At 43.0% G+C, this 26,201-nt stretch carries 21 protein-coding genes; 13 read left to right on the top strand and 8 right to left on the bottom strand.

All coding sequences use genetic code 11. The features are described from left to right. Positions 1-9 precede the first annotated feature (9 nt). Both ybeY and JFC10_RS11925 read right to left on the bottom strand, forming a co-directional pair. Positions 10-624 (bottom strand): rRNA maturation RNase YbeY, encoded by a 615-nt coding sequence (ybeY, locus tag JFC10_RS11930; RefSeq protein WP_198332976.1) that lies wholly within the window; start codon positions 622-624, stop codon positions 10-12. Positions 625-775: 151 nt separating this feature from the next. Next, on the bottom strand, positions 776-1,858 hold the full coding sequence (locus JFC10_RS11925) for a PhoH family protein (RefSeq protein ID WP_193012345.1): 1,083 nt from the start codon (positions 1,856-1,858) through the stop codon (positions 776-778). 617 nt (positions 1,859-2,475) lie between these two features. Between JFC10_RS11925 and JFC10_RS11920 the strand changes: the two genes are divergently transcribed. From JFC10_RS11920 to JFC10_RS11910, 3 genes are all read left to right on the top strand, one after another. After that, positions 2,476-3,786, top strand: a complete 1,311-nt coding sequence (locus JFC10_RS11920) for an FAD-dependent monooxygenase (protein ID WP_198332974.1) — start codon at positions 2,476-2,478, stop codon at positions 3,784-3,786. A 73-nt stretch (positions 3,787-3,859) separates the two neighbouring features. Then, a complete protein-coding gene (locus JFC10_RS11915; RefSeq protein WP_198332973.1) occupies positions 3,860-5,128 on the top strand; it encodes an FAD-dependent monooxygenase in 1,269 nt (422 codons plus the stop codon). A gap of 59 nt (positions 5,129-5,187) precedes the next feature. After that, a complete protein-coding gene (locus tag JFC10_RS11910) occupies positions 5,188-6,363 on the top strand; it encodes a hypothetical protein (protein ID WP_198332972.1) in 1,176 nt (391 codons plus the stop codon). Positions 6,364-6,503: 140 nt separating this feature from the next. Here the strand turns inward: JFC10_RS11910 and JFC10_RS11905 are convergent, their stop codons facing one another. The 3 genes from JFC10_RS11905 to nadA all read right to left on the bottom strand — a co-directional run bounded on the left by JFC10_RS11905 (position 6,504) and on the right by nadA (position 10,608). Then, on the bottom strand, positions 6,504-7,415 hold the full coding sequence (locus JFC10_RS11905) for a lysine exporter LysO family protein (RefSeq protein ID WP_198332971.1): 912 nt from the start codon (positions 7,413-7,415) through the stop codon (positions 6,504-6,506). 183 nt (positions 7,416-7,598) lie between these two features. Continuing rightward, on the bottom strand, positions 7,599-9,467 hold the full coding sequence (gene nadB, locus JFC10_RS11900) for an L-aspartate oxidase (RefSeq protein ID WP_198332970.1): 1,869 nt from the start codon (positions 9,465-9,467) through the stop codon (positions 7,599-7,601). Between the two features lies 1 nt (position 9,468). Beyond that, positions 9,469-10,608: a quinolinate synthase NadA gene (nadA, locus tag JFC10_RS11895; RefSeq protein ID WP_198332969.1), complete on the bottom strand. Its 1,140-nt coding sequence runs from the start codon at positions 10,606-10,608 to the stop codon at positions 9,469-9,471. Positions 10,609-11,046: 438 nt separating this feature from the next. Between nadA and JFC10_RS11890 the strand changes: the two genes are divergently transcribed. The 3 genes from JFC10_RS11890 to JFC10_RS11880 all read left to right on the top strand — a co-directional run bounded on the left by JFC10_RS11890 (position 11,047) and on the right by JFC10_RS11880 (position 14,048). Next, positions 11,047-12,123, top strand: a complete 1,077-nt coding sequence (locus tag JFC10_RS11890; protein WP_198332968.1) for an NUDIX hydrolase — start codon at positions 11,047-11,049, stop codon at positions 12,121-12,123. Between the two features lie 170 nt (positions 12,124-12,293). After that, the gene (gene nadC, locus JFC10_RS11885) at positions 12,294-13,154 is read left to right on the top strand and encodes a carboxylating nicotinate-nucleotide diphosphorylase (protein ID WP_198332967.1); all 861 of its coding nucleotides are present in this window, start codon (positions 12,294-12,296) and stop codon (positions 13,152-13,154) included. 252 nt (positions 13,155-13,406) lie between these two features. Further along, entirely contained in the window at positions 13,407-14,048 is a 642-nt protein-coding gene (locus JFC10_RS11880; RefSeq protein WP_083475671.1) for a MarC family protein, read from the top strand. 76 nt (positions 14,049-14,124) lie between these two features. On the opposite strand, the gene JFC10_RS11875 is transcribed toward JFC10_RS11880, so the two are convergent. Both JFC10_RS11875 and JFC10_RS11870 read right to left on the bottom strand, forming a co-directional pair. Beyond that, entirely contained in the window at positions 14,125-15,345 is a 1,221-nt protein-coding gene (locus JFC10_RS11875) for an acetamidase/formamidase family protein (protein WP_198332966.1), read from the bottom strand. A gap of 204 nt (positions 15,346-15,549) precedes the next feature. Further along, a complete protein-coding gene (locus tag JFC10_RS11870; protein ID WP_193012299.1) occupies positions 15,550-16,152 on the bottom strand; it encodes a LysE/ArgO family amino acid transporter in 603 nt (200 codons plus the stop codon). Positions 16,153-16,319: 167 nt separating this feature from the next. Between JFC10_RS11870 and JFC10_RS11865 the strand changes: the two genes are divergently transcribed. The 3 genes from JFC10_RS11865 (at position 16,320) to JFC10_RS11855 (ending at position 18,585) form a co-directional block, all read left to right on the top strand. Continuing rightward, entirely contained in the window at positions 16,320-17,051 is a 732-nt protein-coding gene (locus JFC10_RS11865) for a hypothetical protein (RefSeq protein WP_198332965.1), read from the top strand. A 249-nt stretch (positions 17,052-17,300) separates the two neighbouring features. Next, positions 17,301-17,987 carry a hypothetical protein gene (locus tag JFC10_RS11860; protein WP_193012297.1) on the top strand — a complete coding sequence of 229 codons (687 nt, stop codon included), beginning with the start codon at positions 17,301-17,303 and terminating at the stop codon, positions 17,985-17,987. Positions 17,988-18,027: 40 nt separating this feature from the next. Beyond that, positions 18,028-18,585, top strand: a complete 558-nt coding sequence (locus JFC10_RS11855) for a hypothetical protein (RefSeq protein WP_198332964.1) — start codon at positions 18,028-18,030, stop codon at positions 18,583-18,585. Between the two features lie 145 nt (positions 18,586-18,730). On the opposite strand, the gene rluB is transcribed toward JFC10_RS11855, so the two are convergent. Next, positions 18,731-19,678: a 23S rRNA pseudouridine(2605) synthase RluB gene (gene rluB, locus JFC10_RS11850; RefSeq protein WP_198332963.1), complete on the bottom strand. Its 948-nt coding sequence runs from the start codon at positions 19,676-19,678 to the stop codon at positions 18,731-18,733. 643 nt (positions 19,679-20,321) lie between these two features. On the opposite strand from rluB, the gene JFC10_RS11845 reads away from it, so the two are divergent. Genes JFC10_RS11845 through JFC10_RS11830 form a run of 4 tightly spaced genes read left to right on the top strand, consistent with a single transcriptional unit; the run spans position 20,322 to position 26,191 of the window. Then, entirely contained in the window at positions 20,322-21,362 is a 1,041-nt protein-coding gene (locus JFC10_RS11845; RefSeq protein ID WP_320159288.1) for a polysaccharide biosynthesis/export family protein, read from the top strand. Positions 21,363-21,371: 9 nt separating this feature from the next. Continuing rightward, complete coding sequence (locus tag JFC10_RS11840) at positions 21,372-21,848, top strand: low molecular weight protein-tyrosine-phosphatase (protein ID WP_198332961.1); 477 nt, start codon at positions 21,372-21,374, stop codon at positions 21,846-21,848. A 31-nt stretch (positions 21,849-21,879) separates the two neighbouring features. Continuing rightward, positions 21,880-24,138 carry a polysaccharide biosynthesis tyrosine autokinase gene (locus JFC10_RS11835; RefSeq protein ID WP_227685810.1) on the top strand — a complete coding sequence of 753 codons (2,259 nt, stop codon included), beginning with the start codon at positions 21,880-21,882 and terminating at the stop codon, positions 24,136-24,138. A gap of 49 nt (positions 24,139-24,187) precedes the next feature. After that, the gene (locus JFC10_RS11830; RefSeq protein WP_198332959.1) at positions 24,188-26,191 is read left to right on the top strand and encodes a polysaccharide biosynthesis protein; all 2,004 of its coding nucleotides are present in this window, start codon (positions 24,188-24,190) and stop codon (positions 26,189-26,191) included. Positions 26,192-26,201: the final 10 nt, after the last annotated feature.

The following is a 26,201-nucleotide window of genomic DNA, read 5'->3' as shown; positions in this document are numbered from 1 at the left end:
AAATCTGAACTAAGCATAAGGGTTTGGAAGGCTGAGACCTGCCAGAATCTCAATTTCAAACCTTTCCATCTCATCTTGCTCAGCCTGTCCAAGCTCATGATCAAAACCCAATAAGTGCAGTACACCATGTATTAGTAAATGGCTGATGTGCTGTGCTATTGTTTTTTCTTGCTCTGCTGCTTCACGTACTATGACATCATGACAGATGACCAGCTCACCGAGAGGTAGCGTTGGCATCAGCTCAATAATCGCGGCTGGCAGGTCACTGGGATAAGATAAAATATTGGTCGCATAATCCTTACCGCGTGCTTCCAAATTTAATGCCTGACCTTCAATCTCATCGGTAATGTATATGTCTAGTACTTTAGATTTCTCTTGCCATAGCTCAGGGTCGATATCTACAAAATAGGGTAGCGTTAGACCCTCTTTAATGCGTCCATCGATATAATCCAGCGCTGCCATCATCACAGACTGTAAGTGCTTACGACTGTAAAACGTATCGAGTATGTCATCGTCAATGCTACTGGTTGCACTGATATCAAGTGCCGCCAAGCTGGTATCATCACCAGTACGCTCATTTGCATCATTGTTGTCAAAACTGTTGTTACTGTTCTCTTGGGTCATGCCATTATCCTTTTACTTTATTGTAAGATGGGGCGCTTAACTATCTTATATAACTCATAACTAAATCTAAAAAACTCTAGCCGTAAAAAACCGGATTACTGACAGCAATCCGGTTTTCTTATTTTGAAGTGAATGTACTAAGACAGTTCGCTTATAATTTGCTTGTTGCGTCAGCAATGGCTTGCTTGCGCTCTTGCTCTTTCATACGCTCAAGCTTACGTTTTTCTTGTAGAGCAAACTGTTCGTCATCAAAGACATCGTAAGCTTCGACGATTTTTTGCACCAATTGATGGCGCACCACGTCTTTTGAATCAAACTTAGTGATATGAATCTCTTCAATTCCACTCAAGATATCCATCGCTTGCGCCAGACCTGATTTACTGCCGCGTGGTAAATCGACCTGCGTAATGTCACCAGTAATCACTGCCCGCGAGCCAAACCCTAAGCGAGTCAAAAACATCTTCATTTGCTCAGGTGTGGTATTCTGCGCTTCATCCAAGATGACAAATGAATTGTTCAAAGTACGCCCACGCATATAAGCGAGCGGCGCAACCTCAATGATTTGGCGTTCAAGCAACTTACCGACTTTCTCAAAACCGAGCATCTCGTATAGAGCATCATATAGAGGACGCAGGTACGGATCGATTTTTTGGGTCAAATCACCGGGCAAAAAGCCCAGTTTTTCACCCGCTTCTACGGCAGGACGCACCAGTAAGATACGCTCGATCTCGTTACGTTCAAGCATATCGACTGCGCAAGCGACAGCCAGATAAGTTTTACCCGTACCAGCAGGGCCAATACCAAATGACACATCAGAGCTTAAGACGTTTTTTACATAACTTTGCTGGTTGCCACCACGTGGAATAATCTTGCCTTTGCGTGTGCGCAGGCTAATCGGGGTAAAGTCGCTTGCTGGGCTTAAGGTCTCTTCGTCATCTGCCAATTGTTCATCGGCTTCGATATCTTCATCCCGAGAGATGCTTGATTGAATGATCAGATGCAGCTCTGCTGCGCTAATGTCTTTGGTGTTTTGTGCTTCATCTACTAGCTTATAAATAATACGTTCACCGCGCTCGACACCTGTCACATCACCACTCAGGCAAAAGTCACCTTGACGCTGCATGATTTTGATATCGAGGCGTTCTTGGATATATTTCATGTGATTATTATATTCACCCAGCACGGTTTTGAGCTGTGCTGGTGTCAATGATTCAAACTTTATACGGCGGCTCATGGAATCAGTCAAGCGATTATCCTTTTATTATGTACCCCAATGCTATGATTTGGTTTTGATGGCATTGGAGGTTTAAGAGATAAAATGGTCGGTCGTTATTATCTTGGCTTTATATTACGGAGATAGAAATTACGGTAGAGTTATTATTTGTTTTATGAGTGATGATAAGTAACGGTCTTGCCTTTATTATGGTCGATAGATTTTAAATTTCAAGCCGTACGTCGAACAGATGGCACTGTTTTTGTACGACGATTGCAACCACTGGTATAGTTTTTCGATATTTATATTTTCATGTCCATTTTTGAGTGAGTTACGGCGTTACAAATAACGTTTAGAGTGTTATAAAATCAAGCGTTTCAGGTATACGTTTTGGCTACTGTTAAGGCCACAGAATGAGGGGTGATTTGTGGTAATCTATGGGGGATATCATAGTACTTCGTCGCGAGGTTTAAAAGATGAATAAAATGATAAAGGCGGATGAAGGTTAGGGCGTATGACGCATTCGACTAAGGCTATGCCTATGTATGAATGTTTAATACGCCCTAAAAAAATAAGATAATTCTAGCGACTATTCATCGCTGATAGTGCGCGCCCAACAGAGTATATTAGGAATAATAATGATGCAAAATACTGATGTGAATTTATCGAATGCTAAAAACACGTTTAAAAATACAAAGGCAATCACTGAGCAGCAAGTCCTCATCGCTGGTGGTGGTCATGTGGGATTGTCCTTTGCACTGTTACTAGCGCATCACGGTATTGCTAGCACGTTATTAGAAAAAAATAGTTATCCAACCATCAGTCCAAATGATGACAGTAATCGTAGCCATTATTTAGACAGCCGCAATACAGCACTGTCACGTCGTACGGTACAGATTTATCAAGAAATTGGTTTATGGGATGAGTTGCAAAGTCATGCTTGTCGTATCGATGCGGTACAGATTAGTGAGCAAGGCAGCTTTGGGCGTGCACAATTAAACAAAGCTGAAGAGCGGGTCGAGTCATTTGGACAAGTGATGGAAAATGCGTGGCTCGGACGTAAGCTTTTATTAGCTGCGCAACAAGAGCCATTAATCACTTTGATTGATAATGCCAATGTCATCGCCGTGACACAACAAGCAGATGGGGTGACGCTCAGCTTTAACTATTATGGTGAAGAAGAACATGAGCAGCAATTGCAGGCCAGCGTTTTGGTCGCTTGTGATGGCCGCGATTCGACCGTGCGCCAATTATTAAATATTGGCACGACCACTTATGACTATGAGCAAACGGCTATCGTGGGTGTGGTAGAAACTGACAAAGCGCATGAGCATGTGGCGATTGAGCGTTTTAGTCCAGCAGGGCCACTGGCGGTGTTGCCACTGACCGATCCAGACGGCGATGGCAATGATGACTATCAAAATGGCTATAGACGCTCGGTGGTTTGGGTCTGCCCAAAAGGTGAGGAAAATAAATACTTAGCAGATGATGCGCATTTTTTAGCGACATTGCAGCAAGCCTTTGGTGAGCGTGCAGGTAAGTTTGTCGCTGCCGGTCGCCGCGGCGCTTATCCACTGACACGTGTACTGGCAGACAAGCAAGTAGAGGGTCGCTGTGTCATCATGGGCAATGCTGCCCATACCTTGCATCCTGTCGCAGGACAAGGTTTTAACCTTTGTATGCGTGATGCCCATGTGCTGGCACAAATGATGAGCGCGCAAGTGCTAAAGGGCGAAGACATCGGCAATACGCAACTGTTAAAACGTTATGAAAAAGCGCGTCTAAGCGATCAAAAACGCGTCATTCGATTCTGTGATGCCGTCGTACATGGTTTTACCCATCCTAACCCAGCCATCAAGTTGGCAAGGAATGTGGCCTTGGTTGCCTTTGATAAACTGCCAAATATTAAGCCACTAGTCGCTAACTACGCGATGGGGTTAAAGTCTTAGTTTGCCACATCACGGTATATTAGCGGTCTAGACCAATGTTCTATACGATTGCACTTAAATGTAGGAATAACTTATGAAAAATAACCATACGCTGATTATCGGTAGCGGTATTGTTGGGGCAACGCTTGCTCTAAAACTGGCACAAGCAAAAATGCCTGTGACGCTAATTGATGCCCGCCCTGCACGTGATGACTCAGAGTGGCAAGAAGTGTTGAAGCAACGCGACGCTCGGGTCTACGCATTGAGCTTGGCCAGTATTAACTTACTCAACGATGTCGGTGCGTGGCAAAAGATTGCTGCCTCTGAGCGTAAGGCAGACTACTCACAAATGCAGGTGTGGCAACTCAACGGCATGGGCGAGCTGTTATTTGGCGATAGCGGTGACAATTATCCTAACAGTCATTTACCGAAAATGCTTGGCAGCATGGTCGAGCCTGCCGTCATTGAATATGCGTTATGGCAACGCCTGTATGAAGATGATGTCAGTGACTATCTAACTGTTATCGCTGGACATAAAGTTATCAATATGGATTGGCTGGGTGCAGAGCAAGGCTACCGTGTGACTTTAGACAATCATACTGCTATCGATGCAATGCTGCTGGTCGGTGCTGATGGTCGTGGCTCATTTGTGCGCCAGCAAGCGGCGATCGGGCTGGATACACTCGATTATAATCAAACCGCTATTTGCTGTGCGATTCACACCGAAAAACCGCATCAAGCAACGGCGCGCCAAGCGATGTTGCCCACAGGTACGCTAGCACTATTGCCGTTAGCGGATATCACTGATGCAGATAAAGCCAATCCACAACATTGGCAGTCGATCGTGTGGACATTACCACGCAATCAAGCATTGGCATTGATGGAAGAAGATGCGCGCGTCATTGCTGATAAATTGGCTGCTGCTAGTAACTATGAGTTAGGTGCTATCACTCAAATTGAGTCAATCGCCAGTTTTCCACTGACCGCGCAACAAGCTAAAAGCTACGTCGCGGATAACTTGGTATTGATCGGTGATGCGGCGCATGGTGTCCATCCGCTGGCAGGTCAAGGGTTAAACCTAGGCATGCTCGATGTACAGACTTTAAGCGAGCAATTGGCACATGATTTTGAACGTAGTGGTGGAATCAGTTGGGGTAGCAATCAAACGTTGCGTAGTTACGAGCGTTTGCGCCGTCCGCATAACAGTCTAATGATGCACAGCTTTTCTGCCCTTAACTGGTTATTTGCAGGGTCGCTTGCCCAATCACGTCCTATTCAACAAATTCGTAATGAAGGTATGTATCGCGTTGGCAAAATTAAGCCGTTGATGCGCTTGTTTGCTAAGCAGGCGAGTGGGGTTTAGCTGCTTAATATTAGACCAATAATAGTTTATTTTGAAATAAATATCCAAAGGCAAACCCCATGTTAATCCCTAAATACTGGGCGCAATATAAGCAGCGCTTTGAGTTATCAGTAACGGCTAATACTTTTAATTCTAAACAAGCAACTATTAAACGTTATGGTTGGTCAGATATCAGTCAAGTAGAGGCGCTAAGCCATGCCAAAGCGCGAGTAGATGACGCCCATAAGCGCTGGCTGGCAGGTGAAGATATCTTACGCCGCGAGCGTAGGGAAGAGTATAACGAAGGCAATGGTATTCCTATTCGTGAAGAGATTATTTCTGAGCATAATTTTCCAGAAAATGAATTATCCAATAATAGCGCAGCAGTGACGAAGCTTGTCGTTACGCGTAACAGTTACGGCGCACAGGTGGCCAACATTGATAATATCGCTATTATTGATGTCGATAATGGTGATTTATTGCGTCACAAATATCCTGATGACTATAACCATCATGGCTTTCTCGTTAATCAAAGCAATCCATCAACCAAAATAAAAGTTTGGGCTTTTGTCTTTATAATTATTGCCAGTGTCATCGCTTGGCTAGGACTATCATGGTTATGGCTGTTAATGGTTATGATTGGTGCGACCGTCTATTTGTGGCAGCAAGCCAGTGCAAGAGACAAAGCCCGTGCACAAAAATATGCCGATGATGCTACCTCGTTACTGCCTTATATGACGGATTTAATCAAAAAACGGATTGTCAATCATCCTACCGAAGGCTTTCGTTTATATCAAACGCCAGCAGGATTTCGCATTATTGCCACTCACGATACTATCGCGCCAAATGATAAATTAGTCACTGATTGGTTTGAGTATTTCCATGCCGATGCTAATTATGTGCGTCTGTGTCAGGTGCAACAGTGTTTTCGTGCGCGGCTCACTGCCAAGCCATGGCGCATGAGTGAGGTTGAGAGTAATAAGTTGGCTAAAGATATCCCTGCTAAGAATTTTTGGTTTGCTGAGGATAATATTTCTGACGATACAGATGCACAACACCGCAAAGATTTGGAGGCGCGGAAGCAGTGGATTATCTACTATGATAAGTATGCTAAAAATTATCGCGCCTGTCGTTATGTTGAGACTTTTTCTGGTAGAGATTTTGTCAGTGACAGCATAGTACAAGCCAGTATTGATGCTTTTGTGCGCTGGCATGATAGTGCTTGTCAGGTGGATAAAGAGCTAGAGATGGCTTAATAATAATCTCGTTATTTAACCAGTTTATCGTTGAATATATCTATATAAGAGATAGTAAATATTAATCTAACATTTATAGCATTGGTCATTTATATAGAAAAAAATACCACTCTCTTATTATGGTTCACTCATGCAAATTATCACCCCAACGCCGAAAACACCACCATCAGCACTGGTGAGACGATATTAATAATAAAGCCAAAGCTAATCGCTAGCGGCACGACTTTGAGACCGCCAGATTGTTGAATAATAGGTAAGGTAAAGTCTAAGCTGGTCGCACCGCCCAGTCCAACTGCTGCTGATGGGTATTTACGCATAAACACGGGGATAAATATCAACGCAAAAAACTCACGTACCAAGTCATTAAATAGGGCTACACTGCCCCAAACCGCGCCATAAGCATCGGTCATGACGATTGCTGATAGCGAGTACCAACCAAACCCTGACGCCAGTGCCAAGCCTTTTGTCCACGATACTTCACTGAACATCACCGCAAATATTAAGCCGCCAACCAATACAGATAGTGTAAAGATAACGCTCATCTCAACGCCGCGCTTATTGAGTAAGACTTCTTTTAGGGTAATACCCGAGCCTTTTAAGCCAATGCCGACCAGCAAAATTAATATCATTAACATCACCGTCATCGTATTTTCAGGCGGCATATAATTGTCTGGTAGGAAATAACCAATCACCATACCAATGACCACACAAATGACTTGAGCGAGGCTACCACGGATACTCACGCGATGTTCTTTAGATTTTACGCTGGGTTTTTTGGCATGCCATGGGCGCAGTCGGTCAAACAACATCAATGCAAATAACCCAGTACCAATCGTCAATATCGATAATATGGTCACATAAAGAGCAATTTCGCCTATCTGACTGCCAAGCCCTTCAACTTGTGAAAGCTCAATACCAATCAGCGCTAAGATGATAAATACCAGATAAGATAAGCCTTTATCCGCAAGCTTTGTCATGGTTGGGTGAGAAGGAATGGCAAAGCCAATAAACATTGGCATTAATACCAAAACAAGGGTAACTAGGCTTTGCATGGTGGTTGGCTCGCAGCGTTTTCAAAGGCATTTTTAAGAAGCTGCAGATTGTAGCATATCACCGAAACAATACTGAAAATATAGGGGTAAAAATCATGACGCCCTTACAGCTTGCAAGCAAGACAAGCCAAACTAGTGGGTGTCTGACAACACTTGACTCTGAGTGATCAGTCTCACAGCACTTTAATCTATTGAGTGGTAACTATTTTGAGGGTTTTTTATCGACTTATCAAAGTAGATGCATTGCTTATAAGATAAATTGAGTGGTGACTCAATCACACTGGTTCGAGGTGTGGATGCCAAATGCGGATAGTCTTGACGATAGTGACCACCGCGACTCTCATAACGCTGATAAGCCGACTGAATAACCAATGTGGCTAATTGTAATTGTCGTGCTAATTGAAATAGTGTCAGCTCATCAGCAGTGATAGTGTCAACTAGAGTACTCATATTTGACTGATTTAACTTGGTTTTTTCAAGCCACTGTTGCCATTGCTGTACCTGTATTAATATTTGCTCTAATGATTCGGCATTTCGAGTGATACCCATATAGGAGGTCATTAAAACTTTCAATTCTGTGACTATTTTGCCAGCATGATCGTTGGTAACAATATCATCATCACAATGCAATGAATTAAATAGAATGATAGGAGAAGAAGGCAGCTTAATAGTTTGAATATCTTTAAGCGTTGGTGCTGTCCAAATGGTAGTTGCTGATAAATTCGAGTGCTCATGACTGGCAACCGGATCTAGATTTTCTAATGCTTTTAAATATCGTGGTAAGTCAGCGGCGATATTGCGCCCAACCACCACGCATTCTAAAAGTGAATTACTCGCTAAGCGATTCGCACCATGCAGGCCAGTATAGGCGACTTCACCTGCGGCATATAAACCTATCACATCGGTCAAACCATTGGCACACGTTACCACGCCGCCACAACTGTAATGAGCGGTAGGGGCGACTGGAATAGGATCAGAGGTGATATCGATGCCGAGATTTAATAACGTTTGATAAATCTGCGGGAAGTGCTCTCGTAAAAATTGGTCTGGCAAATGACGGACATCTAAATGTACGTAGCCAAGTCCATTATTACTGATCTGCTCAGCGATGGCGCGCGCGACGATATCGCGCGGTGCCAATTCTGCCCGCTCATCAATGTCCAACATAAAGCGCGTACCAGTTTGCGGACAGGTCAGTCGTCCACCTTCACCGCGTAGTGCTTCAGATATCAAAAAACTACTGTCTGCTACTGCTAAGCCCGTCGGATGAAATTGGATAAATTCTAAATTTGCTAAGCGGCAGCCTGCTTGCCATGCCATCATCACACCATCGCCGACACAGACATTTGGTGCACTGGCTCGCTTAAATAGTTGTCCTAAACCGCCACTGGCTAAGACGACGGCGTGACTATAAAAAGTCAGTTGTCGTTGATTGCTATGGTCAAAAACTTGCGCCCCTTGGCACTGGTTATCACTGTTTGTTAAAAGGCTCAGCGCTTCATGATCAGGCAAAATAGTGATATGGGCAGCGGCTTGCGCCTTTATCGTCAAGGCTTCCATAATGTGTCGACCAGTCGCATCATCCGCATGCGCGACTCGCCTGCAACCATGCCCGCCTTCTTTGGTTAAATGTAAGTCAGCAGTTTGTAGTTCGGTCTGTAGTTTGGTGAAAGGTTTTGCATTATCTTTTTGCGGTATTTGGGTAAAAGGCACGCCTTGCTCACACAACCATTGGACGGCCTGTTGCCCTGCACTTAAAATGCGACTGGTATTGTCAGCTTCGCATAACCCTGCGCCAGCAATTAGGGTATCGGCGATATGATCAGCGACAGAGTCCTCTTTATCCAAGCTTGCCGCGATGCCACCTTGGGCATAATGACTGGAGCAAATCTCCAAGGCGGCTTTGCTCAATACGGTAATATTCAGCGATATTGGTAACGCTAGAGCCGTGCTTAAGCCGGCTAGTCCAGCGCCAATGATAAGTACGTCAGTTTGTACAATATCATCAGAGCTAGGGGCACTTAATGGCTTCGCGGTAAGTGCGGCGCTCATGTTAGGCAGCCCCGACATTGGCAAACAACTCGCGGTCTTTGACAATATCGCCGCTCGCTGTCACGCGTTGTTTTTGTGATTCGGCAAAATCAAGCATACGTTGCAAGGGCTTTTTAGCTGCGATTGCCAGCTCAGGCGTCATTAATACTTCGCCGCTGCGCTGCATCAAGCACTGTTCAATACCTTTTAGACCATTCATTGCCATCCATGGGCAAAACGCGCAACTCTTACAACTGGCACTTTCACCAGCCGTCGGCGCAGCTAAGAAACGCTTATTTGGCGAGCGCTTTTGCATTTCGTGCAAGATACCCAAATCGGTCGCTACGATAAAGGTATCGGCATCCATCTCATAGGTAGATTGCAACAGCTTACTGGTCGAGCCGACCACATCGGCGAGCGCTACTACGCTGTCGGGGGATTCTGGATGCACCAAAACTTTGGCGTCTGGATGATCCTCTTTTAATTGCACCAGCTCGGTCGCTTTAAACTCGTTATGTACAAGGCACGAGCCTTGCCAAAGCAGCATATCTGCGCCAGTCTCTTTAGCAATATATTTACCCAAATGGCGGTCAGGACCCCAAATAATTTTTTCACCATTAGCATGCAAATGGCGAATGATATCGATGCCAACAGATGAAGTCACCACCCAGTCAGCACGGGCTTTGACGGCGGCACTGGTATTGGCGTAAACAACGACCGTACGCTCAGGATGGGCATCACAAAATGCAGAGAATTCGTCAGCAGGGCAGCCCAAATCAAGCGAACACTCAGCTTCTAGGTCTGGCATAAGTACCGTTTTTTCCATACTTAAAATTTTTGCTGACTCGCCCATAAAGCGGACACCAGCGACTACTAAGGTCTGGGCACTGTGCGCTTGCCCAAAGCGTGCCATCTCAAGCGAATCACCCACGCAACCGCCCGTTGCTAATGCCAAATCCTGAATAAAGGGATCGACGTAATAATGAGCGACCAATACCGCATTATGCGCTTTCAATAGCTGTTTGATGTTTTCCTCGACCATGAGACGTTCAGTCTGTGGCAGGTCTGCAGGGATTTTAGCTTTGGCATATTCAATATTCATTTGTGTTGCAATGCGATTGTCATTACTCATGATGGGTGCGTCGTAAGGATAAGTTTTCATAGCTGCAAACCTTTTAGGTAGTAACGACAAGCAATATGCCGCTAAAAATAAGTCAATGAATACCGCTGGCTAATCAGATGTATTAATTATGCTCATTTTGAGCATAAATACAAGCGTTTTTTTATCACTTGATTGCAAAATGATATTTATTTGTACAGAATTTTCCTCATGATTCTCTTCATGATCTTTCGCATTTATTTTTTCAGTTTCCTATATTTACATCGGCAGACTATGATAGTTTTAGATTCAAGCTATACTGGGCATTGCTATAGAGCTCAACTGTGATAGCGTTCTTATACCAAACGCCAAAAATACGATTAGCTGTGTCAAAATCGCTTAGCCTACAATGCGTAGTACTTGCACTCTTTTTTCTTGCTACTCTAATTTTTGTGAATGGTATTATTATGTTCTTCAGTACCAAGGATAATCATTAAAGTCATGACGTTGTCTTATTCACATGCGCATCAGCAAGGTAGTGGCACTACAGAAGTTGTCGCCGTGCTAGTCGCCATTACTGAGCATACCGCTCGGGTCTTAACTGTTGATCAAGGTAAGCTGTTACCCAATGGTCCATTAATGCCATTGCATCGCTCACTGCAAGCTGGCGTGCGCCAATGGGTTGAGGAGCAAACACAGCAACCACTTGGTTATTTGGAGCAACTCTATACCTTTGTCGATACCAATCGGCGCAACGTTGATGGTCACGCATTGGTCTATGTGAGCTATTTGGGACTGGTACAAGAGATACAAACGCAGCAGCTGCAAAGCCAAGCATTATGGCGCGATTGGTATGATTACTTTCCTTGGGAAAATCATTTGGATGGTATACCTAGCATCATTATGAATCATATTGTACCGGCATTATTAAGCTGGGCAGATAGCGCTAAGGATTCAGGCATTCAGCAGCGTCGCTGTCAGCGTATTGGTTTATGTTGGGGTGTAAGTGAAGCGCTCTTAGTGGGTGATATGCCCACAGGTAAAAATGCGAATAATGAATACACAGCATATGAGCATTATGAAAATAGAGAGTGGGTCGCTGAGCATGTGTTACTGCGCTATGAGATGCTGTATGAAGCGGGACTGATACCAGAAGCACCGAACTATCCACCCAGCTATTCGATGAATCATCAAAGCGCTCATCAATCGAGCTATCAAAACAAGCTACCTGAAAACTGGTCACAGCTCATCGGTGTGCCGATGTATTATGATCATCGCCGAGTGATTGCGACTGCTATGTCACGGCTGCGTGCTAAAATTGAATATCGACCACTTATTTTTGGCTTGATGCCAGATGTGTTTACCTTGTCACAATTACAACAAAGCGTAGAAGCGCTCTCAGGAGTGCGCTTGCACAAGCAAAATTTCCGTCGTTTGCTAGACTCACAAAAACTTGTGACGGAGACAGGGCAAAGTAGTAGCGCCCAACGTGGTCGCCCTGCCAAGCTTTATCGCTTTCGTCATGATATTGAACTACAAAGCTTATTGATGGATAGTAAGTTGCCTAAGCGTAAATAGGGGGCAATAAACTACCTTGCCATATTTATTTTGATAACTATAAAACCCTGTCGGCTGCACAAAATGCTGACGGTTCCTTGCGGCGCTGTTAACTTTACGCTATATTTATGCTCATTTTGAGTTTAATTGCATAAGCGGATATCAACGTCACGTTTATATAAGGGTTAGAGATGACAGCTAAAAAAGAACCAGCATTGGATGACGTATTGCTTAGACCTTTGGTTGAAGCTGCGCTAACTGAGGATTTGGGCAGACGCGGGGATGTCACATCACAAGCCACCATTCCAGCCGATATACAAGCGAAGCTAGAGATTAAAGCGCGTCAAGCAGGCGTGATATGTGGTATGGATTTGGCACGTTTATCGTTTGCTCTGGTTGATCCTCAGATTGAGTTTGTGGCTCAAGTTGCTGATGGTGAATGGGTTGACGCGGGTACAGTTTTGGCCACCGTCCGTGGTAATGCCCGCCATTTACTGACAGCAGAACGTACCGCGCTCAATTTCATGACTCACCTGAGTGGCATTGCGACAGATACGAGAAAAATTGTAGATAGTGTGGCAGAGTATGCTGCGCAAATTACTTGTACACGTAAAACCATTCCAGGCTTGCGCATTGTACAAAAGTACGCGGTACGCTGCGGCGGCGGGCGCAACCATCGTTTGGGACTGGATGATGCTATTTTAATCAAAGACAATCATATTGCCATCGCGGGTGATATCAAGACTGCGATTAGACAAGCGCAAAACTTCGCTGGGCATTTAATTCCCATCGAAGTAGAAGTCGATACTTTAGCGCAACTAGAGCAGGCATTAGACGCTGGCGTGAGCTTGGTGCTATTAGATAATATGTCCCCTGAAATGCTAGCGCAGGCAGTAGCGATGTGTAAAGGCCGCGCGAGAACAGAAGCTTCAGGCGGTATTACCCCTGAAACGGTGCAAGCAGCGGCAAAAACGGGTGTAGATTTTATTGCTATGGGTTATTTGACGCACAGTACCACGGCATTAGATATCGGTCTTGATTTCAGTGCATAATGTTCAACATCCCTTTTTTAACCGTTAGTCTTCATCAGCTTATCTACCCGCCAAATGACGGTTGACTGGTCAATGTTAAGTATCTGTTTTTATAGATAGTCTGCTGTCAGAAAGTTAAGCAAAGTTAATGATTTAATTAGCTTATCTGCCTATGATACAATGACATTTTCAACCAACTATTGGGTCATCGTTGTACTTGCACGATGACCTTATCTTTTTGCCCGATTTGACTAATAGACAAGCGAGCGCTCAGTGAATACTGAAATCATCAAGATAATCTTAGCCTTTATGGTACTGATTAATCCCTTTAGCGCTTTGACGTTATTTTTGGATTTGACCCGTGGTTATTCGATGAATAATCGACGCAAAGTGGCGCGTGTTGCTTGTTTGACGATTTTTATTACGATTAGTTTCTTTACGGTAGCAGGCGAGACATTACTAAAAGCACTTGGTATTTCTATCGGCTCGTTTCAGCTGGCAGGTGGTATCTTGGTGTTTTTGATTGCTCTTAATATGATGAATGGCGACGGTAATCCCGTGAAGCCTGATCAAGAAAACTTCGATGTTGACCATGTACAAGACGCGCCGCCTACCATGGCAGCAGCAGTTGTGCCAATCGCTATTCCAATGATGATTGGACCGGGTGGTATCTCGACGGTGATTATTTATTCTTCACAAGTCTCTGGTATTTTGCAGGTATCAGCCATATTGATTGCTGGTTTATTTATCAGTTTGTTTTGTTACCTAGCATTGATGGCGGCAGGTCGTATCAGTCGTTTGTTAGGTGATACTGGGCTAAATATCATGAGCCGAATTATGGGAATGTTATTGGCGGCAGTTTCTATCGAAATTATCGTTAATGGCTTACGCACTTTGTTTCCTGATTTAGTGTAAAAACAAGCACTTAGCCTCCAGATAATCTACCTGCGTTAAGTGCTTGCTATTGTCGTATGAGAGACGCTTGTTTTACTTATTCTTCACTAAACTCTTTAAAGTCCGCTTTACGAATTTTTGCGTGGATGCCTTTCGTTTTATCGACGACTTGTGACACCTCAAAGTCGGTCGCCGCACTTAAATAAGCATAAGCCAACGCTTCATCAATACCATACTCTCTATTTAAAAAACCAATGGCTTCACGAGTCGATTTTTTCATGGCTTCATCCAAGTCTTCATCTAAACCCGGCGTAATCCAAAATTCAGCATTTTCACCCAGTGGTTGTGACAATGTCTTACCAGGTATTTTATCTTTACCAGCTTTTAGTAATGTAAACTTAAAGGTAGCACGGGCTGAGGCTTCGAGTGCGGTGAGTGCGACTTCGCCATCTCCTTGAGCAAAATGACTGTCGCCTGTATAGAAGAGTGCGCCAGGAACTTGCACAGGATAATATACCGTTGAACCATCGCCTAAATCATTGATGTCCATATTACCGCCGTGTATTGCAGGAGGAACAGAATGTACCAGTTCTGAAGTATTGGACGCCACACCCATCAGGCCCATGAATGGATTGAGTGGAAAGCGAATAGACTTACCAGATTCTGTCTTGATAATACCTTCATAGTCACCGTTAGCATTTTTTTCTATAGGCGTAAAAACAGAGACATTACCAAAGCGTTCGGGATGATCTTTAGAGGCATTTTTTTGCTGTGATTTTTTTGGAAACTCTCCAACCAATGTCCCTTTACCATGGCGATTAGAGATAACACCATAGGGCACACGAGGTTCAATTTTAATAACTTCTACTTTTAAAATATCACCTGGCATGGCGCCTTGTATTTCAAGCGGCCCTGTCACAATATGTGGTCCGTCTTTATGAAAATCATGCTCTAAGCTGGAGCCTGTAATCTTTTTTGCTTCATCCAAAACATAGTCAGCTTTGACGCCTTTTGACTTAAAGTATTTTTCTGCATCACGTCCTTGATCTTCGAGTAACCCCTCATGAGAAACCGTATCGAAGGTAACACGACTGCCAGATGGTACGCTCAAAACAGGCTTGGCGTCTCTATTAGGTAAATAGCCCCAGCTGATGGTTTGTAGGGTGGAAGGCACATAATAGTTACCTTGGTATTTGCCCTCTTTTAGTTGCGTGGGCTTATTTGTTATTTCCTTTAGCACTTGGAAGTTTTCTGCATTGGCAAACGATAAAGTAAACGTGCTTAAAATAAGTAGAGATAAAGCCGTTCTTTTCAACATAAATCATATCCTTAATTTTTTAAAAGCAACAATTTCATAACTGCTTTTTGATTAAGGCAAGTTCTATACCAATCCAAAAAAAGCGCTCATTTACGCACCATATTCAAAAAATCTTTATTCTACCCTTATAATAAGTTCTAACTTGGTGCTATAAAACCACTGACGAACGATTTTGGTGCATGAATATAAAATACCAAAGCAATACTAACTACTATATAAGTGCCACGCCAAATACAACATAAGTATCCCTACCAAAGCATCGAGTATATTCCACGCTTTTGGTTTGGCAAATAATGGTCTAAGCAATCGCGCCCCATAACCCAATGCAAAAAAGAAAAAGAATGAGGCATTGATGGCACCGACTGCAAATGCCAGCTTACTGCTAGCACCCGTTGAAACCATACCAACGAGTACCAATGTATCTAAGTAGACGTGTGGATTAAGCCATGTAAAGCCAAAACATAATAATAGGGCTTTTTTTAAGCTGGTGACGACCTGTCCCTCGACGGTGAGTGCATGTGTGACACGTACACTGGCATATAAGCTTTGCAATCCATAGCCTAGCAAGAATACGACGCCAGCGAATTTTGCGATATTGACCACTTGTGGGTATTGCGCCGTGACTGCGCCAAAACCGCCAACGCCAGCAGAGATTAAAAGTGCATCACTGACCGCGCAAAATAAGCAGACAAAAAATATGTGCTCACGTTTGAGCCCTTGTTTGAGTACAAAGGCGTTTTGTGAGCCAATCGCGATGATGAGCGATAGCCCAAGTAAGAATCCAGAGGTGTAGTCGGTCGCATTCATAATAGTGTGCTTAGCATGGGGCGGATGAGAGGTGTTGACATTTTGCTTACTGGCAGCGCGGTAAAAAGCTGTTAAGATACGCTATTGGATAAATCTATGCAATACGAGCGCAATAAGCGTGCACGGCACGAGGGGCAAGGTAGGTCATGGTGGTAAGTCTGACAAGAATGCTAAAGTCATTTGGGCAAGCTCAAAATGACCTGCCAACGCTCGCAGCCAAAAATGCTCAGGAAACGGCTATCAGTCAAGATATAAAGGTGACTGATAACAATGATGAGAACGATCAAACTGTCAATCAGCGTTCTGTGCTGACGCCTCCTGAGCGTGCAGGTCGTATTTGTGATGCTTTAGCACAAGTGAGTGATATCAGAACGCCGACGCCATTGACTGATCGCTATCTGTCCAATCGCGCTCAGATGCGCCCGACCAATAGACCGCCTTTTGACCCCGATACCTTGTGGTATCTCAAACATGGACGCTGCCCGATTATGACTGAGCTTGTTGATGTGGTCGATGAAGCCACCCTAAACGCCATGCCCATCGAGGCGGTTGCGATACTAGACCGTATCAATGGTAAGTTAAAACGCTATCGTGAGTGGAGCAGTGAGCTCAATGAGCAGCAACAACAGCAACATAATGAACGCCAATTTGTCATCGATAAGCTGGTGTCAGAGAGCATCCCAGAAGCGCTACATCATTATGAGCAATTACAGCGCTTTAGTCCGCACCGCACCAAAAACAATATGGTGCAAGGAAAAATGACGGCAGGTGACATGCTGACGGATTTGTTTTTAGAGATTGATTATGAGCTTGATGAGTTGCTAGATGAGCTGCATCAAACGGTGATGAATCGTTTGGCTTCAACGCACCGTTATGTCAAAAGCCGTACAAAAAGTTAATGGTTAATGACTATTAATTATCATCATCAAAATAACATAAGTCAGTGCTGTGATTGAATTGAGGACACGCCCTAACACGGCTTGAACATAAGCGACGCAATGCATAACAATATAGGGCTTTAATAGAGCCTTATTTTTTTGTTTAATGATAACTATCTATCTTATTTAGAATAATAAGCTATTTAAAATAATAAGAAGTTTACCAAGCAATTTAGCTAAGCCATTTTATTCAACAATTAGGATACTCTAATGACTCAAGTTACTGCGATGTTTGTCATGTTTATTTTATATGGGGTGTTACCAGTCGCTGGGTTATATCTGGGATATCGTGGTATCAAAAAAATGACTGCGCCTAAAATGCTTGAGTACAAAGCGATGCCGCAATTGGGTTATATCCCCGAAAAAAGCTTGCCCGTTGAGGTTAAAACAGCACTCGACCAAATCAATGAAAAAGGGGAGAAGCTGCGGGTCATTTATGGCGATACTAATAATGATGGCAAGATAGACGATAAAGATACGGTCAATGAAACATATATCATGATTCAAAATTTAATGGACAGACATGTGCCACTTGCTGTGGCTGACTATCGCCGCTTGCATGACTTAGATGTGGGGGATGGCGCGCGCGCTGACACGACCAAAATTAAGCACTCTAATATGACTGGAAAAGAAGCGCTATTAGATGTATTGCGTACCATCAATACTCAGTTTGATGATTTGCTGAATGCCTCCTACCATCAAGATGGTCAAAAGCTGCTCGCGACCAACCGCTATCTACAAAAACGCTTTAATAATACTGCTACTACAGATATGCAAAAGCTCGATCACAATATTAGTAGTGTCAGTAGAGCTAATACTAAGGTAGAAATCAAAGCGCTTGAAAATCCAACTGGTGCAACTGGTAAGAGTGTGAGTGCTGAGGATATCAAACTGTAAATGCAAAGTGGTCTGATTAAATGATGAAGAGTAAGGGTATATGAGTATCTTAATAGGCATTGGCATTGTAACGACCGTCACGACCTTTTATTTGGGTAAAAAAGGCTGGCATGCGCTGCACAAAGCAGTCGGTATTTCGCCAGGTGTACTCACTTATCGAGATTATGATGCACCGTTGTCATTATCTACTATAAATTGGCAACAGCTGGCATTGAATAAAGCGCATTTGAAAGACTTGTCAGAGCCACAGCTGCGCCAATTAAAACGTATCGATGAAAAAGTAACCAGCTATCAAGCATATCAAAAATCACTACAAGCTCAGCACAAAACGCCTGCAGTAACAGAGCAACAGTTTGTATTGAATAAAATGTTGCACACTCGGCTGCCCGAAATGCTTGCCAGTCATCATCATCTAGCGAATATTAATATAAGCGTTGGCAATGTGAACAATGAAAAAAAAGTGGAAGCCAATCAGTTATTACAGCAGGTATTCGATAATATTGAGCAGCGTCTAGATAGATTATTAGAACAAATGGAAAGTCAGGAGTTACAGGCGTTACGAGTAATGAAGAATTATATTAATAGCCACGATAGCTAAATATAAGTCGTCAGGCTGACAGCGACTTTTTATATTATTTCTATAAAAAAAGCTGCCAATGATTATTCATCATTGGCAGCTTTTTTGTGGTCTACTTTAAACCTATTGAAGATTTAAAGTCACACTACATTTTACATTCAGGCGATTAACGCTTGTCGTTGCGGTCACGAGTATTGCGCGTACCACGGCTGGCAGGGCTAGTACTGCTTTTAGGCTTCGCGCTACTGTTACGATTGTCGCTACCACTGCGGTTATCGCTACGACTGTCAGTAGTACGACGCGCTTTTAGCGGTTTGTTTTTGATACGTTCTTGCTTTTCTTTAGCCGCACCATGCAGACCTGTACCATAACGAGGACGTAAGCTCACAAGATCTGTCAACGTATTGATGTCTTTTTTGTCCAGTTCCAAGAAGCGACCAGTACGCAACTCTTTTGGTAGGGCAATCGTACCATAGCGTGTGCGTAGTAGACGGCTAACTTTAAGACCTTGTGACTCAAACAAACGACGTACTTCGCGATTACGGCCTTCTTTTAGTTGGACGTGATACCACTTGTTGACGCCTTCACCACCGCCTTCTTTAATGTCTTCAAACTGTGCCATACCATCTTCTAGCATAACACCAGTAGTCAATGCACGGGCGATGTCAGGCGTCACTTCACCCAATACACGTACTGCGTATTCGCGCGTGACTTCGCCAGACGGATGCATCAAGCGATGCGCCATCTCACCATCATTGGTAAACAATAACAGTCCGGTTGAATTGATGTCCAAGCGCCCGACCATCACCCAGCGATCATGAGTCAGTTTTGGCAAACGCTCAAAAACGGTTGGACGACCTTCAGGGTCTTTAGCTGAACAAACTTCGCCTTCAGGCTTGTAGTAAGCCAATACGCGGCGACGCTTTTCATTTTCGGCAGTATATTTAATTTGACGACCGTCAACGCGAATCTCATCGCCTTGTTCGACGCGATCACCAATGGTCGCTGGGCCATGATTAACAGTAACGCGCCCTGATTTGATGACTTCTTCCATTTGACGGCGTGAGCCAAGACCCATACGGGCGAGGGCTTTCTGTAATTTTTCATCTTTCATAATCATGTCCTTGAGTCGGTGGGTTTACATTTCTCAATGTAAAAAAATTGGATTGACTATTCTACGCTATTTTGATGACTTTAGCACGTAAACCAGTTCCTACAAACTGTATCAAGTTATTGTTATATAATGATAAGAAAAAAGTTTGGTAAATTTAACGAGGTTTTTAAAATAAGATTTTATCTAGCCATTCTAAAAAAGTATTTATTTATTAATAATTACTTACATTTATCTGTTAATAAAACAGTGATTTTTATAAATATAATTAAGATGAGTTAAACAGTAAAATCCACGCAAAATTTTTATTTTTGAGTCCATAAGTACTAAGAAGCACTTCTGATGTCTTCTAATATATCTTCTGATGCATTATTGTCTGTATTTTTAATTTTATTAACATGAGCTATAAGCCTTCTATAAAAGGGGGTTCACGTAAAATTGATGAAATAAAAAATTGTTCTTACATCAATGTTTATAAATATTGCGTTATGTATAGTTTAGGTGTATATTCAATAAATACATCCTTTTTTATGAATATATTGAACGCAGCAAGGCACTTCTATTTGATTCACGAATATAAATATGAGTAACTGTTATGGTTTATAAATATTTCATTTCTGTACAAAAGCGATCTTTAATAACAAGCGTGTCTTGCTTATTGCTGACATTGGTGCTCAGCAGTTGCACGATAAATTCAGGACTTCAGTCTGGGAAAATACCCGAATCAGGGGTGTTCACTGCAGAAAATGGTCTACAGTTTTATGTTCAACCTTTGAGTTTAGCCAACTTACCACTTAAAGAAGCCATCATCCTAAATCAAGATTTATCCTATTTAGTAAAAACATCTGGGCGCGTCAGCTATGGCATTGCTAAAGGGGATATTCTCAATATTATCCTGACCAATTACCCAGATATTAATGCCTCAACATCTAGTCTGACTGTCGATCAGCAAGGGTTCATACAGTTCCCATTAATAGGAAGAATCAAAGCCAGCGGTCTTAGTGTGCCGCAGTTCACTGCTACTTTGCAAAGTAAGCTCCAACGCTATCTCAAATATTCAGATCCTCAGGTCAAAATCATCAACTACCGTGGTAGCAAGTTTTTTGTGGATGGTGAGGTTAAGCAGTCTGGTGAGTTTGCTATCGCAGATGTGCCTATCTCAGTATATGGCGCCATCTCTATGGCGGGTGGTACGACTGAAGCTGGTGATTCAAACCATATCGTACTAAATCGTCAAGGCAAAAGTTACAAGCTTGGCACCCAATCATTAAATCAAATGGGACTGTCTGCCAATCAAATCTATTTACAAGACGGCGATGCTATTCATGTTAATAGTCAAAGCCGCAATAAAGTCTATGTATTGGGTGAATTTGGCAAAATTGAGCCCGTTGCTATTCCTGAGCAAGGGCTGAGCCTAGCGCATGTATTAGGTGAGTCAAATGGATTGAATTCCAATACAGCCAACGCAGCCAAAGTATATATCGTTCGGGATAACCCAAAGTATCAATACACCAATATTTATTATGTCGATATGCAGAGCATCACGAGTTTGGCATTAGCCAGCCGTTTTGACATGCAAGCCAATGACATTCTTTATGTCGATCCCACTGGCTTGGCGCGCTGGAATCGTATTATTAGCGCCATACTGCCTTCAACGTCAGCAATTAATGTGATTTCAGGGATATAGGAGTCAGTTATGGGAGCGTTTAATCATATCTTAGTCGTTTGTGTTGGCAATATATGCCGCAGCCCGATGGCCGCTGCCATATTAACGGCATATTATCCAGAAAAGCACATCGAATCCGCTGGTTTGTCAGCGCTCGTAGGACAGGCTGCTGATGCAAAAGCGGTTGCATTGATGGCTACTCATCATATAGATATCAGTGCTCATATTGCCAAGCAAATTAATGAAGTGTTAGTCAGTCAGTCAGATTTAATTTTGACGATGACAACCAGCCAAACCAAATGGATTGAAAGTCAGTGGCCGCATTGTCGCGGAAAAACCTTTCGAATTGGGCATTGGCTTGATAAAGATATTGCTGACCCTTATCAGCAGGATGACTCAGCATTTGAAAAGAGTAGACAAGATATTATCGATAGTCTTGAACAATGGACTGACAAGATTAGCGACGCGACATCAATTAGAGCGTTGAAGTTCAGCGAATGCTATTAAACGATCAACATTGAGCGATGAGTATATGGTTATGAATAATATGGATTCAAAAGACCTATCAACGTCTACGGGCGAAAAAAACAATGACGACATCGATTTAATGGCGCTGGTTTTAGTATTGTTGCGTGGTTGGAAAATTATCGCTCTCATGGCGATATTGGGGCTTTTACTAGGGCTTTTGTATACCCGCTATGTGAATCCCACCTATAAATCAGATGCGCTGATACAGATTGAAGAAAATACACAAGGAATAGAGGCGCTTGGCGCGAGTATCTCAGATTTGGTCGGTGCAGAAGTCAGCAAAGCGGAGACAGAAGCAGAGCTGATAAAATCACGTATGATATTGGAGCCAGTGGTTGAGCTATTGCACCTGCGCATTAAGCTAACAGATCCCAACATTGGTCATCTTGATAGGATAAAAAGCAATCGTACTTACACTCAATTAAATACACCGGATGATGTGTCACTTGATACCGAAAATGGCGTAGTCAAAGTCCGCCAATTTGATGTATCACCAGCGTACTTGAACCAACCTTTTACGCTCACAAAATCTGCTACAGGATTTGTTTTGAGCAATGGATTTGATGACTTCAAAGGTCAGCTTGGGCAGCCGCATCAGTTCAAAGGGTCGAACGGTCAAATTAATATCACTGTCATGGAGTTACCCGCTGATGGTTACCCAATTAATATTACTAAGCAGACGATAAAAGCCGCGACTGACGCTATCAACAGCGCCTTATCTGTTGAAGAACAAGGTCAAAAAACGGGGATTATTCAGCTGTCGATGACGGGTCCCAACCAAGAGCAAATCACGACTATACTCAATCAGATTGTCCAATCCTACGTCGATCAAAACCAATCTCGTGGCTCTGAAGAAACGACCAAAACACTTGCCTTTATGGAAACGCAGATACCTCTATTAAAAGAAAAACTAGAGACTTCTGAAGCACTGTTTAATGAGTTTCGTAAAAAATATGGCACGATTGATGTGGGTAAAGAAGCTGAATTGTTATTGAATGAGAAGTCGCGCATTGATGAGCAGCTCAATGAGCTTAGACTCAAAAAAGCAGACCTAACTACTTATTACACCGAAGAACATCCACTGGTCATTCAAATTAATGAACAGCTCAAAGTGCTGAATAATAGAATAAGAGAGATAGACAATACCATTGCAGGTCTCCCTGAAATACAGCGAGAGTTTTTAAAGCTGTCAGAAGATACCGCCATCAATCGAGAAATCTATCTGACGCTGCTCAAAAACTATGAGCAACTTAAAATCGTCAAGGCTGGTCAAATCGGCTATGCCCGTATTATCGATTCACCGACCAGCACCTTTAATGCCATTGCACCAAACAAACTACAAATCATGATGCTGACTACATTCATAGGCATGATGCTTGGGGTAATGCTGGTGCTATTGAAGAACCTTATTAGAAATGTCGTAAAAGATCCAGAACATTTAGAGGCCACCACGGGCATCCCTGTCATTGCAACGATTCCACGCTCACCCTTACTGTCGAGGTTGAATAAAAAGAAGACCACCCCTCGCATGCTCGCTCATGTTGATCACAGTAGTTTAAGTTATGAAGCGATTAAAAGCTTAAGAACCAATTTAATGTTTGGTATGCCAATGGGGACAGTGGTCGGGCAGCCCGCGCAAGTAATATTGATTACTGGGGAGAGCCCAGGTGTCGGCAAGTCGTTTATCGCTGCCAATTTAGCAGAGGTATTTGCCCAGCTCAATAAAAAAGTCTTAGTCATTGATGGTGATATGCGTTTAGGCGAGTTGCATAAAATGTTTAACATGAGCCTACATGATGGACTTGCCGATTATTTATTGCAGGATCAAAAGAACTTTTCTCCGATTGATGGTACTCAATCAGACAGTGAGGTTTCTAGCTTAGGGATTGAAAGCTTTATCCACCCTACTGGTATGGATATGATTGACTTTATACCGCGTGGACGGCAGTCGCACAATCCCACCTCATTGCTGATAGGAGAGAAATTCGATCATTTAATGGCAGAGCTAAAAACTCAATATGATTATATTGTCATCGACTCACCCCCAATATTGGCGGCATCAGATGCTATGGTACTCGCGCAACATGCAGACAAAGTGCTTATCGTCACGAAGTTTAATCATTCAATAGAAGGGCAACTGGTTTATGCGATCAAGCAAATGAATAAAGCCAATGTACAAGTAGATGGCATTATTCTCAATGATGTACAGCAGGGTCTTATGGATAAATATAGCTATCACTATCATTATGCCTACGGAGATAACCGCTAGTTTGTGTGGTTGTCGCTCATAAGCAAACCAACTTAATTGGGTGGATCTTATGTTTATAAAAACAGAGTCAAACAATGCTTATCAATCGTCCAGTGGTTTTAATCAATGGTCGAAGCGTATGGCTCTGTATTTATTGTCATTACCACGCCTTGCTAAAAGCACACTTTTATTTAGTATAGATTTTGCCATATCGATCTTTTGCCTGTTATTGGCATTGATGCTACGACAAGGGTATGTGGCCTCTCATATCAGTCTTGCCGCATTGGCTTTTTATGCATCCGTGCCGGTTGCTAGCTTATATCTTATTGGTTTTTATCGAAGCGCCTCTCGAGGGTTTTTTGATGCAGTGATGGGTCGTGTGCTGCAACTGTTTCTTTTACTTATTATTGTTTATCAAGTGATCATTTATTTGAGTCCATCAGCGACGATACCGCGCTCAGCCCCAGTTATATTTCTATTTCTATTTTTTATTTGGCTGTGGAATAGTAGGCTAATGATACGCGCGTTACTGAAACGTCTACAGGGTACAGGTCAAAACCGTCGTCCAAATGCCTGTTGTGACAATGTGATTATTTATGGTGCAGGAGAAGCTGGTAGAGAGTTGCTAGAAAGTTTGAGACATTCTTATCAGTACAATGTGGTGGCGTATATCGATGATGATCAGCAGCTTACCGGAGCTTATCTGCATGGCAAACAAATATATGCGGCTCACGCGCTTCCATGGTTGATAGAAAAACTCAAGGTGGCGCAGGTAATTTTGGCCATGCCCTCTATGAGCCGTGCTCGTAAAAAACAGATTATGGACAGTCTGTCAGGTATCTCCGTTAAGATAAAAGACTTGCCAAGCTTGCGTGAGCTTGCTGATGAGATAGTGACCGTCAGTCATATAAGACCCGTTGACATACTAGATGTGCTTGAACGAGAAACGGTCGAACCTGTCGCTGAGTTGCTACAAAAAAACATTACTGGTAAAAACGTCCTAGTTACAGGGGCAGGTGGCTCAATTGGTAGTGAGCTGTGTCGGCAAATTATCAAAAATAAGCCTAAATGCTTAGTGCTATATGAACAGTCTGAGTATGCTTTATACACTATAGATCAAGAACTTGATAACCTCAAAAAAGCGGATGCTGATTATCAAAATATTGAGATTATTAGCATTATTGGCAGTGTCAGTAACGAAAAAAAATTAATCAATATATTCGAAAAAAACCATATAAAAACGATTTATCACGCTGCAGCCTATAAGCATGTGCCTATTGTTGAGTCCAATCCCTTTGAGGGTACCATCAATAATACCAAAGGCACTTACTATTGTGCCCGTGCTGCGATACAGGCTCGCGTTGAGACTTTTGTGCTGATTTCTACTGACAAAGCCGTGCGACCTACCAATGTGATGGGAGCGTCCAAACGCTTGGCTGAGTTGGTTTGCCAAGGATTGAGCCAAAGTAACAGTCAGACTTGTTTTAGCATGGTGCGTTTTGGCAATGTTCTAGGGTCGTCAGGTTCTGTGGTGCCGTTATTTACCAAACAGATTGAGCAAGGCGGTCCGATCACCATTACTCATCCAGACATCACACGCTATTTTATGACGATTCCAGAAGCAGCCAGTTTGGTTATTCAGGCAGGTGCGATGGCATTCGGTGGAGAAGTGTTTGTGCTTGATATGGGCGCACCCGTCAAAATTGTTGATCTGGCAAAACGTATGATTCGTTTGACGGGTTGTGAGCTAAAAGATGATAGCAATCCCAATGGTGACATCGAAATCATATTTACTGGATTGAGACCGGGTGAAAAGCTCTACGAGGAGTTAATCATTGGTGAAGACAATATCGAACCTACTTTTCATCCATTGATTATGCAAGCAATGGAGCACAGCTTTCCTTTGCAAGATATCGAAAATATCTTATTTGAATTGGTAGAAAAAGCAAAGCAGCAAGATGTAGTCTGGCTGAAAACACAGTTTAAGTTTTTTGTCGAAGGCTACCGAGAAGGCTCTGAGAATGATATTGAGGTAGAGAAAGTAGATACCACACTGACAGATGAAATTGGTTAATAGAGTGAAG

Source organism: Psychrobacter aquimaris, assembly GCF_016107525.1.
GTDB classification, from domain to species: Bacteria; Pseudomonadota; Gammaproteobacteria; order Pseudomonadales; family Moraxellaceae; genus Psychrobacter; species Psychrobacter aquimaris.
The sequence above is the reverse complement of the archived record's forward strand: the minus strand, read 5'-3'. Positions and strand labels throughout refer to the sequence as shown.